Source organism: Enterococcus raffinosus (assembly GCF_018917525.1).
Taxonomy (GTDB): Bacteria; Bacillota; Bacilli; order Lactobacillales; family Enterococcaceae; genus Enterococcus_A; species Enterococcus_A raffinosus_A.
Genome location: NZ_JAHLOS010000015.1, coordinates 1 through 14741, shown reverse-complemented (window position 1 = coordinate 14741; position 14741 = coordinate 1). Strand labels below are relative to the sequence as shown.

Genomic DNA, 14741 nt, shown 5'->3' with positions numbered 1-14741 from the left:
AACCATTAATCCTAGGCAGGTGGTTGCTTCGCGGTTTTTCTTTTTCTACAATAAGATCAAGAGGTGAGTACACGATGGCTAGAAAGAAAAGAAATATTGATGCCGAAAAGTTAGCTGAATCCATTCTGAATGCCTATCAACCTGAATCTGTCGATGACATGCAAGATGCTTTGAAAGATGTGTTTTGGTCCCTTATTTGAAAAAAAGCTTCAAGGAGAATTGAATAACCATTTAGGTTATGATGCCCATTCTAAAGAGCCTAAGGAACACGATAACCGTCGAAATGGCTATGGAAATAAAACGCTTAAAACCAGTTTTAGTGAAGTAGCTATTGATGGCTTCCTTTGAATCAGAGTTAATTCATAAGCGAAAACGAGATGTTTCCGACATCGAAGGGAAGGTTCTTTCCATGCATGCACGAGGAATGAGTCAACGAGATATTGCCGCAACCGTCGAAGATATTTATGACTTTGATATTTCCCATGAAATGATTTCAGATATCACTGACGCTATTCTTCCTGAATTGGAAGAATGGCAAGCCCGCCGCCCCCTAGCCAAATGCTATGCCTTTCTATTCATTGATTGTATGCATGTTACTTTACAAGAATTTTATGAAGCCAAAGAATATGCTGTATTCACCATTCTTGACTATGATCTCAAAGGAAATAAGGAAATTTTAAGTTTATGGTTAAATCAAACAGAATCTAAAAATCGCTGGATGCAAGTGTTCGATGAATTGAAAGCAGGTGATGTCGAAGAGGTCCTTTTCATTTCTATGGATGGGGTTTCTAGTCTTGAAGAAGGCGCAAAAGCGATCTTTCCATCGGTAATTGTTCAGCGTTGTATTGTTCATCTTGTTCGAAATGCATTGCGTTATATTCCAAGTAGGGACTATAAGGAAGTCTGCCGAGATATGAAAAAGTTCTACGGTACTTCGTCTCTAAACACTGCACATGCTGCTTTTGACAGTTTTCAAAATCGGTGGTCCCATTATTCTGGTGCTGTAGATGTCTGGAAACGGAATTTTGCACATATTGAACAATTATTTGATTATGGTAGTGCCATTCGAAAAATTATGTCCACTACCAATGCGGTTGAAAGTGTTCACTCTAGCTTCAGAAAAGTCACGAAAAAAGGAGCATTCTCTAATGAGAATGCACTCCTAAAACTACTTTATTTACGCACGAAAGAATTACACGCGAAGTGGTCGGGTGGTCAAATTCAAAACTGGGCTATGGTGCTTAATCAGTTAATGATCAACGAGACCTTCTCCTCTAGAATTGAAAAATATGCGATTTACCTTCCATAACAACGATAGGTTTATTTAACTATGTGTCCAATCAAAATTCATCTGACTTTAAAAATAGCCAAGAGAATTTAGGTTGTTAAAAACTCTTAACTATTTAACTTCCACAGTTTAGTTGACAAACCCGTTTTTGTCAAAATTTGCACGAAACTTCAAATTTTTGACCATCAGAAACAAGAATCGCAAGCGAATTAAATCGTTTGCCCCTCTTGTTTATTTCATTTATAGCGTCGCCTCATACTTCAACAAATACTCATGTTCTTCTTTAATCAGCTGTTTGATCTCATTGGAATCGTCGGCGCAAATATTCGGTATTTCCAGTGCAGTGGCTCCGCAATGGGCTTTTTTCTCTCCGCCTGGGTAGATATAGCTGTAAATATGTGTCTCGGGTTCACCGGCGCAATAGTCGCAAGTATTTTCGATACAGCCAGGGGTTTTGCTGGGATATTTTTCAATGTTGGCACGAACGATTTCAGCGAATTTCTCTGAGTAGTTGTTGCAAGCTGAATATCGTAGTGCGAAAAAGGGTGAGGCTTCTTTTTTCTTTCGAATGCCAATTTTCGCGATCTGCTTATTGTGCAAGCTATGCTTGAATGAGATATGCGAACGTTCTTTTTTCGGGTTATAACCGAGTTCAGATAGGTAAAGAACAATGTCTCGGTACACTGATCTGTCTTCATTCGTTAGTGTGAGTAAAAATGAATCGATCAGCTCTTTTTGCTTCTTGGTTTTCATTCATCATCCCTCCAATAGTAGGCGCTTTCCTTTTTTCGATGTGTTCAGTATAGCATGAGGAAAGAAATGGAACACTGGAAATAAGCAATTAACAGTTTGAAATTAGCGCTGTCTGTCACTCAACAAGTGCTCTTTTCAATAAATAATTATTATTAATAAATAATGATGTATTTTTAAGTTAATTTTGGTATAATCTAAGAATCTAATGAAAACCAGCGTTATTTGTAAACTTATACTCTCGTAAATTAAAGATAAAATTAATCGTTCTTAAGATAAGTAAATTTATTTTTTGCTACACAATGGCTTCACTAAAAGCTTCGAGTTGATGAAGATCGTTCGAATTAAGAATGCTTCTTTTCAGATAATAAAAGGGTTACTCAGTGGAGCGAGTGGGCTTTTTATTTGTCTGTTTTTCCTTTATTCATGCGGAAATAATCTATCGAAGCAGACAGGTTGCGTTCATTGTACTATTGCAAAGAACTAGGGTTCACATGAAACAGTTTATGGATATTTAGAAACTAGAACGAACGAGTAAACAACAACGCAAGTCTTTTCATCCCAAAAGTGTAGAAAATCGGTTCTATCCGAAATACAAAGGAAATGAGAATCGATTCATCTACCAATCATTACATGCTGCAAATAGGAGAGGTCACTTTGAAATTTTTAGAAATCATTGGATTGGCTATTGTCGTAGTAGCGTTAGGGTTGTGGGTTCTTTATTATACTCGTTGGGTAGCTTTCCGTAAGAAAAAGCAGAAAAAGAAAAAATAAGGGCACCATACAGACTGCATAAGCAGCTTCTGTAATTAAAAAACATAGGTGAAGGAGAGAATGGAATGAAAAGGCATTATATTCGCTGTTTGGCAGTACTTTCAATGATTGTTGGGGTGTGTCAATTTGGGGCAGCAGAAGGTTATGCGGAGGAATTATCGGCAACGGTTACGACAGAATACGCTTTATATGATTCCTTGTCGCCGGCAGAACAAAAGAATCTGATTACTGAGCAGCCAGAAGCAACAATTACGCATGACGAGGAAAACTTCCGCTTAATTTATCAGAAAAAAGCCGCAGAGCCAGTAAATCAAGCGAATAAAACTACTGAAGCAACCTTGCAGCAAACCACCCGGCAAACAAGTACACATCAGGTCCTGCAAAGTACCTATAAAACACTGCCGAAAACAGGGGAGCAGATGCAAAATAACATGATTACCTATTTCGGAATAATTTTTCTAGCTGCGGGTAGCCTGCTCTTGATTTGGAAACGCCGTCAAGCTAAAAAAGCACTGCTAGTATTAGTGCTTGTTGGAGGAACCGGGTTTACAAGTATTTCGGCAGCAGCAACCCTTGAATTACCCGCAGCGAAAACAGAAAAACTAGACAAGGGCAGTGCGTTTAAACCCGATACTTCCGTTTCAGGTTATGATTATCTAGGATATATTCACTCAACCAATGATCACAATTCATCAGTTATTCCTGAGAAAAAAGAAGGCACAGTGTTGGTACATTTTGTGGACGAAGAGGGCAACACACTCGCCCAAGCTGAGACGTTAACAGGAAATGTTGGCGAGCAATATAAGTCAGAAGCAAAGACGATTACCGGCTATATTTTAAAAGAAGTTCAAGGAAACGCAACCGGAAAATTCACTGATCAACAACAAGAAGTCACTTATGTGTATGCTAAGGAACCCGTCAAAGGAGCAGATGTTATTGTTCATTATGTTGACGAAGAAGGCAACATAATCGCTCCAGATGTGATGTTAACAGGAAGTATCGGCGAACAATATACGTCAGAGGAAAAAGCAATCGAAGGCTACCTTTTCAAAGAAGTTCAAGGAAACGCAACCGGCAAATTTACTGAGCAGCAACAGGAAGTCACCTATGTGTATGAAAAAGAAAAACAGTTAGGACGCGTAATCGTTGATTTCAGCGAAATAACTTCAAATATTGGTAGAAACTTCTATGTCTATATAGACGAAGAGGGGGTACCTATATGGACCAGCGTGAAGGCGGAAGGATTCTTCCTTTATGACACGAATTACTCTATACCAGATAATGGAAAGCTTGAACTTGATGGAGAAGTGGGTACCAAAGTGGTAGGTCCAAGTGGATTAAATCTGGAAGTTTCTGAATATCATCCATTGGGCATTGTTTATCTTGATTCAGAGGGAGTGAAGCAAGTAGCAGAGATTCCAGGTACTAGAGTTTCCTTCAACGAACAGGTACCTTTGAACTATACCGAGGAAAATCAAACGATCGTTTATCATATGTACGTTCCAAACTAGAAAATAGGCTACAGCGGCTTAGTGAATTTCGCTGTAGCCATTTTTTATTTTGTGATTGTCTCCCGCAAGTTTTTAGCAAATAAATATGGGAATGTCGACATTTGGCGATCTGTTCATCACAGAAACCGTTCTTCAAAGTAGTGCGCTAGTTCTTCAGCTTTTACTTAGAAGCATAATATTCTCATTCTGCAAAATAGAGTGATCGTACTATTTTTTCTTCTTTTTTTCTACCTTCAGATCGTCGTAGATAAAAATATTTTTGATAATTCGTAAAATAGGACGGATGGTTAGAAAGATCGAGCCTGCGAGGTAAAAGTACATGCCGATTCGATCGGGGATGGGGGTCAGGGCGGCTACACTGCCGAGGATGTAAAAGAAACCTGTCAGCAAATCAACAGCGAGTGAGAGAATCGTATATCTATTTTGAAAGTAGACACGGAAACGTCTTCCTTGTATTTCAATATCTTCTTCAAGAGTGGCTTCTACTTCATGGGCCTTGCGTTTTATTTTGGGCATGAGGGAAATCAAACCTTTCTGATTTTTTGTATAAAAGTTAATTGTACAATCGATTGTCGGAAAGGCTTACTATGTTGCTTGAATAAGGTGAAGGATTAGGGAATCTTAAGAGGAGAGCAGCAAACGATCTGAAAATTCGTCTGCTTCTTTTTGAAGCCAATGTAAATATCATTTTATATTGATTTGGATTGATAAAACACAGCGAAAGTAACGAAAAATCCTGGAAAGGCTTTCATTAATAAATAATTCGTGTTTTAATAATAATGATAATTATTATTTTATAGGAGGGAAAAAATGGAAAAGAAGCGATTCAAAATGTATAAGAAGAAAAAAACATGGGTTGTTGCACCAATTATCTTTTTGGGATTATTAGGTGCTTCTGCATTTGCGACAAATGATCAGGTTGCTTATGCAGATGAGGTGAACAAGGAGCAAATTGTTCAAGTGGTCGAACCCGAGCAGCCGATTGCGGCAGGAGACAGCGCTCCGACAACTGAGAATCAAGCAAATGATATGCAAGATGAAATCGTTGAAACAACACCTTCAACAGATGCCAGAGAACCTGCAGAACCAAGTAATCCTACTGAATCGGAAGGAACGAAGGATACGATTGAACAAGAAACTCCGACTGAAGATCAGGAAGAGACGAAACCAACTGATGAGGAAGAAGCAACTGATCCTGCTAAAGTCGATGATGAGCAAACAGAGGAAACAACGGTTCCTGATTCTACTGAAACAGTTGAAGCACCGGTTTTAGATAACACTCAGAAACAAGAAATACTGAAAGAGGAGCCGGCGAAAAAAAAGCCAGTAGCGACAACAACGCAAGCGGCTAAAGACACAGCTGCTGCTGCGCCAAAAGCCCAAACGAAAGCTGCTCCTGTTGCTACGATTGCGATTTATCGAGTATACAACCCGAATTCTGGGGAACATCTTCACACCATGAATTTGCATGAGAAAAATTACTTAGTCAAATTAGGCTGGCGTTATGAAGGAATCAGCATGCGGGTCCCTTTGACAGGTCGACAACTGTTTAGAATTTATAATCCAAATTCTGGTGAGCATTTTTATACCCTTGATGGTAAGGAAAGAGACAATTTAAAACGAGCTGGCTGGCGCTACGAAGGAATTGCGTGGCACACACCTTGGGCTGGCATGCCGATGTATCGCGTATTCAATCCAAATTCAAGAGGTGCAGGCTCTCATCATTACACGATGCTGCTGAGTGAGCGTAACATGCTGCTGAAGGCTGGCTGGAGAAACGAAGGGATCTCGTGGTACACACTAGGTGGTGCACAACCGATTGCACCTGTTCAGCGAACCTTGAACGTGCCTTATGTGAGCCAATATGTTCCTGTATTCAGTCCTTGGGGCTGTGCTGGCGCATCCATGACGATGCTGTTGAGATATAAAGGGAAGAATGTTGATCTGAAATATGTTCAAGATCATTTGCCGATGTATCCTAATGATAAAGGTGGTCAAAAGGGAGATGTGTATACCGGTGCTGGTTTCGGTTGGGTAATTACCCCAGGGTCGTTAGCGAATTATGCGAAGAAGTGGTATAAAAATGTTTCAAACATCAGTAACGTTAGTACACAAAACATTGTTGATCGGATTATCAATGGAAATCCTGTTTTGTATTATGGCTATTCTTCTTACCAAACAAATACGATTCGCAACCATTGCAAGGTCATTGCCGGATATAAGGATAATAAATTCTTAGTGTATGATCCGTTGTACTATAGCTCAAGCGCAAAGGCCGGATCAGGCGGTCCGAATAAAACCTATGATCGCGGTGCGATGGCTTGGGTCTCGATTACCGATTTTGCGAAGGAATGGGACGGTCGAGCAGTCGGGATTAGCTAAAAAAACAAAATGTAGAGCAATACAAATAGAGCAGCAAACGACCGATAATCGTCTGCTGCTCTATTTTCTATTCCGCTATTTCATATTTAATCACGCCGTTATGCTCGTAGTCTTCCAGCTTCACATCAGATAAGCGGCGTTCAAAGAAGGAGCGTTGGTTGCCATTCTCATCGAACTTATCTGGTAAGACAAGTGTTGGTTCGCTATCAGGGATTGGCTGAGACAATTGTTCCTTCAAAGCATCGATATGGCGATCGTAAACGTGAGCATCATCGATACACCAGTGCATCGTACCAAGCTCAAAGCCGAGCTGGTCAGCAATTAGGCGATGCAGGACCGCGTATTGGTAGGTGTTGAAGGGTTGGCCTAATGCCATGTCAGCGGAGCGCTGTTTGACATGCAGATCAAGAACACCATTATTGACCTTCCAATTGGTTGCCCAGACACAGGGTTCTAGGGTCATTTCGTCTAGATCATCGACATCCCACAGGCTAGTCATAATACGTCGAGAGCCGGGATTGTTTTCTAATTGATGCAACACGTATTCGACCTGATTAAGCTTTTCTTCATGGTCTGGCAGCTTGCGGCATTTTTTGGCTAATTGGTAGCCGTATGCTTTGCCGATGGTATTGTTGTCGTCAACCCATTCATTCCAGACTTTACAGTTATGCTCCTGCAGCCAAGTTACGTCGTTGGATAATTCTTGCCAGATCCATTCCAATTCAATCAAGGGTGTTTTTTGGAAGACACGTTTTGATTTTAAGATCGGAATGCCATCTGCTGGGGTGATCTTAAAGTTGACGCCTTGAATAAAACGAGTAGGAGCAGGGCTGCCATCGGCATATTTTGCCCGAACCAAGGCAGGGTCTTGATCCGTGCCGTTTTCAATAATATCCATGACGATGTCGCGGTAAATTTTGTCGAAGCCAGTATATTCAGTCACAAGAATTCTCCTCTTTTTTTTGCTTTTGTCTGAGTTTAACATATTTGCGGGATTTCGTGGATTAAAAATTCTTTAGATAACCGATGTGATTGGTAGGTCTCTTAGCTCGTTTGCGATTTACCATAGAAAAATCAAAATAATAAAGTCGAGGGATACTTTGAAAAAAATTAGTCACGACTAGCTTTATTTTTAAAAGGAGTACATAGGATAAAAATTTTGATTGGTTGTGAACAACAAATTTTAGTTGGACAGAACAGAAACATCCTTCTTGGCTATTTGAGAATTTAAGCGATTTCCTCACTCTCTATGATACAATTGAAACCGAATGGAATGAAGCTGAAGGAGCGGGTGAAGGAATGGAAAAGAAGTTGTTTTTCTTTGATATTGATGGGACATTGACGGACCGTAGTACAGGACAGGTGGTGCCTAGTGCGAAGCGGGCACTGGAGCTTTTAGAGGAAAATGGGCATTTTGTTTCGATCGCCACTGGACGCGCGCACTATAAGTGTCGCGGCTTATTGGAGGAGCTAGGCCTGGAAAACATGGTGTGCTCAGGCGGCATGGGTGTGGTGATTAAAAATAAATTGGTGAAGAATACACCGTTAGATAAAAAAGAAGCGTTGGCAGTGATTCACCAGGCAGAGGAACAAGGCATCGGTGTATTGATCGCGACGGATGACTCGGAGAAGGTCTATGCGAAAAATGATCTTTTTAGAGAACAGGTGGGGCCAAGACAGGAGCCGACAGACTATTTTATTGATCCAGCCTTCAACGTGGATGAAGCGGCGGATATTTTTAAGTTCTATTTGGCGTTACCGATGGAGCAGGATCACTTAATTCCTGAACCGATAAATTTTTCGAAGCTGCGTTTCGTGCCGGAATATACGATGTGTCAGCATGATAACAAAAAGCAGGGCATTCTCGATGTCTTGGATTATTTTGACAGACCAGTGCAGGATGTGGTGGTCTTTGGCGATGACGTGAATGATCTGGTGATGTTTGATAAGCGCTGGACGAGTATTGCGATGGGCAATGCAGTGGATGAACTGAAAGTGCAGGCGGATTATGTGACCGATCGCAATGTTGACGATGGAATCTATAATGCTTGTCTGAAGTTTGGCTGGATTTAACGAAAAATGATCGATAGAAAAGAGGGTGTGGGATGGAAAGTGCAGCGTTCTATAAGAAAGTCGAACAGCGTTTTGTCAAATGGGCGCAAGAGCAGTCGGATGTTCGTGTAGCTTATGTGGCCGGTTCGAGAGCACGGATTGATCATGGGGCCGATGAGTATTCCGATATGGATATCCAAATGTATGTGGATGATCCGAAGCGGTATCTTAATTCGAAGGATTGGATCGGAAATCTTGGTAAGTTGAACATAGCAATCCCATTCGAAAGTGGTGCTGGTTTGGAGTGGCTGTCCTTATTTGAAGGCGGCTTTCAAGTGGATTTTGTGATTACCTCGTACGCGAACTATCAAGCCGAGTTAGCTAAGAATGAGCCGTTTGACTGGTTTCGTCGTGGCGCACGAGTGCTGCTGGATAAGACAGGAGAGGCTCAACGGCTGATTCCTGAAAAATTTGAATGGCCAAAAGCTTCGCCAATCACGGCAGAGGCCTTCGATTATACAGTGAACACTTTTTGGTTTCTTGCCTTGTATTTGGGCAAACAGATTTTACGGAATGAATTATGGACTGTTAAGCTGCGGGATACCGAATGTAAACAGGTGCTGCTGCAGACGATCGAATGGTACGAGAAAATGGTCCATGGCGAAAATTATGATACATGGCATGCTGGTCGCTTTATCTACGAATGGGTAGATGAAGAGATCTTCCAGCAGTTGAATGGTGTATTTGGTCATTTTGATGCGGCAGACAGCTGGCGTGCGTTGCAGAAAACGATTATGCTGTATGAAGGGCTATCACGTAAGTTGGCGGAGCATTATCACTATCCTTACCCTGATGAGCTAGTAGCTGAAGTAAAGCAGTGGCTTGCGGCGCATGAGGAACTATAACCTGTTCTCTTTTTTTAGAACACGTAAAGATTTTGAATAAATAAAATTGAGTCATATATTGACAACGTTTTACTAATCAACTATGATTTATAGTGAAAATTAAATAAAAATGGATTGTTACTCTTTGAGGCATTACCATTCTCTTTGAAAAAGGAGGGTGTAGTGCGCGCTCAAAGAGTTTTTTTATTGGAAAGGCGGAAGAGTTAATGAAGATTATTAAGAAAATTAATAATAATGTCGCTGAAGCGATTGATGGCAATGGCAACCATTTGATTGCTTTTGGCAAAGGATTAGGATTTCCCAAAACGCCTTATGAGTTAACGGATTTGAACAAGATTACCATGACATTTTACAAGCTAAGCGAATATTTTGAAGGACTATTGAAGGAAATACCGGAGGAGATTTTGAATTTGAGTGCGGAGATTGTCAGCATGGCACAAGAGGAATTGAATGGGCAGCTGAATCCGACGTTGGTCTTTAGTTTGGCTGATCACATTCAGTTTTCCATTCAGCGTTTGACGACCTATAAAAATGTTCGAATGAATTATTCCTATGAGATTGCGCAGATGTATCCAAAGGAGAGCTTTCTGGCGGAAAAGGCCGTCAAAATGATTCAGGAGCAGACACATATCGTCTTGCCGAAAGGGGAATTGACGAGTATCACCATGCACTTTGTTAATAGTCAATCGGAATATAAAATTTCCCAGGAAGAAGTATTGATTGAAGAAATTATTCAGCAGACAACTTATTTAATCGAGCAGGATCTGCACATTGTGATCGATCGTGATGAGTTTAACTACAATCGTTTTTGTATGCACATGTTTTATTACTTGAAGCGGATGCGCAGCGGTGAAGAGCTGATTGGTCCTGGAATGGAGATGCTGGATTCGATCAAGGAGCAGCATCCGGAGATCTATCAGCTGGCACAAAAGGTTGGCACATTGATTGCGCAATTTTATGGCATTGAATCAAATGAAGATGAACTGGTCTATTTAATGATTCATATGAACCGATTATACGAAAAAAATGTAAGGAGAAAAAAAGATGACTAAATTTAATGAATTAGCACAAACGATCTTAGAAAATGTTGGCGGCAAAGAGAACATTTCAAATATGACCCACTGCATGACGCGTCTGCGTTTTAATCTGAAGGATCAAAGCAAAGTAAATGAAGAGAGCTTAAAGTCAACGACTGGTGTCTTAGGCGTTGTCCAATCTGGCGGACAATATCAGATCATCATTGGACAAACCGTAAATAAGGTCTACAATGTTTTGCTGGATCTGACTGACAGAGCACAGGAGCAGGAAGAAGTAGAAGCGAAGGAAGAAAAAGAGCCCTTTACTTTAAAGGGATTAGGAAATAAGGTTTTGGATTATTTGGCAGGAAGTCTAACACCGTTAATTCCTGTGCTGATTGCGGCCTCAATGTTCAAAATGGTCATGGCCGTTTTCGGACCATCCATGTTGAACTGGATTCATGAAGGCAGCTCTTTAGCTACGTTATTGACATTTGTCGGCGATGCGGGATTTTATTTCTTCCCGGTTTTCTTGGGGTATACTGCTGCGAAAAAATTTGGCGTTACGCCAGTTTTAGGGATGTTTTTAGGGGGCGTTCTGCTTCATCCGACGTTTACGCAAATCACGGCAGATGGAGCAGCTTTTGATATTCTCGGGATTCCCGTTGCTACACAGAATTATGCCAGCACAGTGCTTCCAATGATTCTCTCGATTTGGATCATGTCGTATGTAGAAAAATTCTTTAAGAAGGTGATTCCGTCTACTTTAGGAACAATCTTTACGCCAACATTGACGATGGTGGTCATGCTGCCAATCACGTTAATTGTCTTAGGACCTGCTGGATTTGTTGCGGGGGAACACATTAGTAAATTCTTATTGTCACTAGATGCGATTGGTGGATTCTAGGCTGTAGCAGTGATTGCGGCGTTATGGCAATTCTTGGTAATGACAGGCATGCACTTGCTGATGATCTCAACGATGATTACACTCTTTGCCCAAAACGGACAGGATTCACTGGTAACACCTGCGGCGATCATTTCCAGCATGTGTGTGGCGGGAATGTGTCTAGGCTCCTTCTTACGCTTACGCAATAAAAATGAAAAGGCGCTGGCCTTTAGTTTTCTAGCTGCTTGTTTAGTTGGCGGTGTGACTGAGCCAGGTGTTTATGGCTTAGGTGTGCGTTACAGAAAACCATTCATTGGACTGATGGCAGGAGGTCTAGCTGGTGGTCTTTATGCTGGATTGACAGGGGTGACTGCCTATACATTAATTCCAGTGGCGAATTTCGCCTGTTTGATTTCATTTGTAGGCGGGACCAATGCCAATATGATCAACGGCTTCATTGCTTGCGGGATCGGCTTTATCGTATCTGCGGCAGTGACTTATGTTTTAAGTATCAAGGAGGACGTAAAAGAAAATGACGAAGTACTCGAAGAAAGTCTTGTTTAGAGCCGATGACCTCGGTTATTCGGAAGCGGTCAATTATGGGATTGAAAAAGCGGTAAAGGAAGGCTTGATCCGGAGCGTGGGGGTCATGGTAAACATGCCGACCACAGCTCATGGAGTTGATTTGCTGAAAAATGAACCGATCGCCTTTAGCCAACACACCAATATCTGTGTTGGAAAACCATTGGCTGATCCTGAACAGATCCCTTCTTTGGTTGATGAGGAAGGCAATTTTAAATCCTCTAAAATGTATCGAGAGGCGACTGAAGATTTCGTTGTTTTTTCGGAGGTCATGTTAGAGATTGAAGCACAATATCAACGATTTTTAGAGCTGTTTGGCAGAAAACCGGATTATTTTGAAGGGCATGCGGTAACCAGTGCCAATTATTTTAAAGCGATGGAGCAATTCGCGGCGGAGCATGGATTGAAATATTCTGGATTGCCTCAAGGTCAAGGGCCGAATTCTTTGACGGAGGATGCCTTTATCGATGTGAATGGAACGAAGGTCTATCTGTATATGGAATCGATGCAGGCTGATTATGATCCTTATCGTACATTGGAAAAGCTGCTTGCCAATTTACATGACGATGGTGTGGATATGATGATTTTCCATCCAGGCTATTTAGATGATTATATTCTAAAGAATTCTTCATTATTGATTCCACGAACTGCCGAGGTGGCGTTTCTCACTGATCCAGCGGTTAAGGATCGTTTAGAGCAATTAAAGATTGAACTGATTTCGTATAAGGAAGTGTAGTGATGTTTTTTAAGAAGAAGAAAAAGCTAGATGCTTTTGTAACTGGTAAGGTTGCCCCTTTAACTGAAGTAAAGGATGAGGTTTTTTCAACGGGAATGATGGGTGAGGGCCTGGCTATTTACCCAGCTGCTGGACGGATCGTTTCGCCTGTTGATGGAGTAATAAAGGCGGCGAATCCGCAAATGCAGCACGCTATTGGACTGGAAACACAAGAGGGGATTGAATTATTGATCCATGTAGGGCTGGATACAGTCAGTCTCGCAAATGAAGGCTTTGAATTACTCGTAACTGAAGGTCAAAAGGTGAAGGCTGGCGAACTGCTGATGCGCTTTGATCGAAAGGTGATCTCTTCTGCGGGATTGGATGATGTAGTGATGCTGATCGTTACGAATCCAAAGGACTATCAGTTTGATTTTCAAACGGGCATCGAGGTAGTCGATGGAGAAGAAATTGGTACGTGGAAGTAAATGGATAGAAAACGGAGCTGCGACAGGATTTTTGGTTCTTTCTCAGGTTTGGTTATAGCCACAAAAAAGCAAGTACATTCGTACCTGCTTTTTTGTGGCTATTTGTACTATTTTGATATTTCCCGTCTTATACTATAGTTAGAAAGAGGGGCTTTAGAATGAACTACACCGAATTAACCCAGTGCTCTTTTTTGTTGGATGAAGACCATTTTATCTATGATACCTCGGAAGATTCTGAAACAGTCCATTTGTTCATTAAGTCAAAACCTCATGAATGTTCCTGTCCTACTTGTGGCACGTTGTGTCGAACCTTAACTGCGACATATCAACGAACACTTCAAGATACGCCAATCCATGGTAAACAAACATTTCTTCACGCCAACCTTTACAAATATAGTTGCTCAAATCCCGACTGCTCCAGACAGGTCTTTACTGAAGCTCTTCCTTTTGCCCGTTCTTCTCAAGTTCGAACCGATGCCCTCAATACCTTTATTTTAGGTGTGGCAATCTTTTTGAGCAATGAATGTGCTAGTAAAGTATTGGCTCTCTTAGGTGTCTCAGTGAGCAATGATACCATTCAACGACTGTATGATCGATTGATATTCGAAGATCGACCAAATGTCGAAGCAATAGGGATCGATGATGTAGCCATAAGAAAAGGGCAGACCTATGCCACAGCTATCTACGATATGCAAGACCATCAGCTGCTTGCCCTCCTTGAGGGACGAACAGCCGCTACATTAAAAGAATGGTTAGTCCACCATAAAAAAATTCAATTCGTAGCCCGCGATCGCGCCAACGTCTACGCTAAAGCCATTACTGACATCCTTCCCGATTGTGTACAAGTGGCTGATCGCTTTCATTTACTTCAAAATTTGATCACGCATCTAAAAGAAATTTTTTCCTCCCAGCTCCCCCAGACACTTTTCTTCCATGAAGGTCGCTTATTAGATCAAGAACCCAAGAAGGTTTACGTTGAAAGAACACCGGATTCAGTCTACTTAGCCAAGTTGTCTTACGATAATTCTGTTCCAAGAAATTCAGATGGTTCAGAGATCGTTTTTGATAATAAAAAACGCGATCTAAGTAGCCCGCAGTACCAAAAACAGGCGGAAAGTCGCCGAGAAAAACAACAGTTGATTCGTACCATTCAAACGTATTGGGCAGAAACAGAGAAAAAGGATCCTTTTCATTTAGCCCATCAATTTAACATTCATCCAATCACACTAAAGAAATATCTTCAAATGACAGAAGAAGACCTCTGTCAGATGGGTCAGCCGAGAAACTATAAAAAACGAAAAACAGTTATGGATGATTACTTAAATATTATTTTCAAAATGATGCAAGATGGTCACCCGGATGACATTATTTACTTTTATCTCCGATACAGCG

General features: G+C 41.2%; 11 protein-coding genes and 2 pseudogenes. 10 read left to right on the top strand and 3 right to left on the bottom strand.

Features of this window, described 5'->3' with window-relative positions; genetic code table 11:
- The first annotated feature begins 74 nt into the window (after positions 1–74).
- Positions 75–1309, top strand: a pseudogene (locus KQI58_RS11070) (IS256 family transposase).
- 219 nt (positions 1310–1528) lie between these two features.
- On the opposite strand, the gene KQI58_RS11065 reads toward KQI58_RS11070, so the two are convergent.
- A complete protein-coding gene (locus tag KQI58_RS11065; RefSeq protein ID WP_216409059.1) occupies positions 1529–2041 on the bottom strand; it encodes a hypothetical protein in 513 nt (170 codons plus the stop codon).
- An 836-nt stretch (positions 2042–2877) separates the two neighbouring features.
- Here KQI58_RS11065 and KQI58_RS11055 point away from each other — a divergent pair.
- Positions 2878–4323 carry a MucBP domain-containing protein gene (locus KQI58_RS11055; RefSeq protein WP_216409058.1) on the top strand — a complete coding sequence of 482 codons (1446 nt, stop codon included), beginning with the start codon at positions 2878–2880 and terminating at the stop codon, positions 4321–4323.
- Between the two features lie 207 nt (positions 4324–4530).
- Here KQI58_RS11055 and KQI58_RS11050 read toward each other — a convergent pair whose 3' ends face one another.
- On the bottom strand, positions 4531–4839 hold the full coding sequence (locus KQI58_RS11050) for a YrhK family protein (protein WP_216409057.1): 309 nt from the start codon (positions 4837–4839) through the stop codon (positions 4531–4533).
- 294 nt (positions 4840–5133) lie between these two features.
- On the opposite strand from KQI58_RS11050, the gene KQI58_RS11045 reads away from it, so the two are divergent.
- Positions 5134–6705, top strand: coding sequence for a C39 family peptidase (locus tag KQI58_RS11045; RefSeq protein WP_216409056.1), 1572 nt, complete (start codon positions 5134–5136; stop codon positions 6703–6705).
- A 67-nt stretch (positions 6706–6772) separates the two neighbouring features.
- Here KQI58_RS11045 and thyA read toward each other — a convergent pair whose 3' ends face one another.
- Complete coding sequence (gene thyA / locus KQI58_RS11040; RefSeq protein WP_216409055.1) at positions 6773–7648, bottom strand: thymidylate synthase; 876 nt, start codon at positions 7646–7648, stop codon at positions 6773–6775.
- Between the two features lie 356 nt (positions 7649–8004).
- Between thyA and KQI58_RS11035 the strand changes: the two genes are divergently transcribed.
- From KQI58_RS11035 to KQI58_RS11005, 7 genes and pseudogenes are all read left to right on the top strand, one after another.
- Entirely contained in the window at positions 8005–8778 is a 774-nt protein-coding gene (locus tag KQI58_RS11035) for an HAD hydrolase family protein (RefSeq protein WP_216409054.1), read from the top strand.
- A gap of 32 nt (positions 8779–8810) precedes the next feature.
- Positions 8811–9662 (top strand): aminoglycoside 6-adenylyltransferase, encoded by an 852-nt coding sequence (locus KQI58_RS11030; RefSeq protein WP_216409053.1) that lies wholly within the window; start codon positions 8811–8813, stop codon positions 9660–9662.
- 206 nt (positions 9663–9868) lie between these two features.
- The gene (locus tag KQI58_RS11025; protein WP_216409052.1) at positions 9869–10714 is read left to right on the top strand and encodes a PRD domain-containing protein; all 846 of its coding nucleotides are present in this window, start codon (positions 9869–9871) and stop codon (positions 10712–10714) included.
- Positions 10707–12128, top strand: a pseudogene (locus tag KQI58_RS23145) (PTS transporter subunit EIIC). Before KQI58_RS11025 ends, KQI58_RS23145 begins: the two are co-directional and overlap by 8 nt.
- On the top strand, positions 12097–12882 hold the full coding sequence (locus KQI58_RS11015; protein ID WP_216409051.1) for a ChbG/HpnK family deacetylase: 786 nt from the start codon (positions 12097–12099) through the stop codon (positions 12880–12882). The pseudogene KQI58_RS23145 and the gene KQI58_RS11015 overlap by 32 nt, the downstream one beginning before the upstream one ends.
- A 2-nt stretch (positions 12883–12884) precedes the next feature.
- Entirely contained in the window at positions 12885–13349 is a 465-nt protein-coding gene (locus KQI58_RS11010) for a PTS sugar transporter subunit IIA (protein ID WP_216409050.1), read from the top strand.
- A 158-nt stretch (positions 13350–13507) separates the two neighbouring features.
- On the top strand, positions 13508–14741 hold a 1234-nt coding region (locus KQI58_RS11005), incomplete at its 3' end, for an ISL3 family transposase (RefSeq protein ID WP_216409049.1).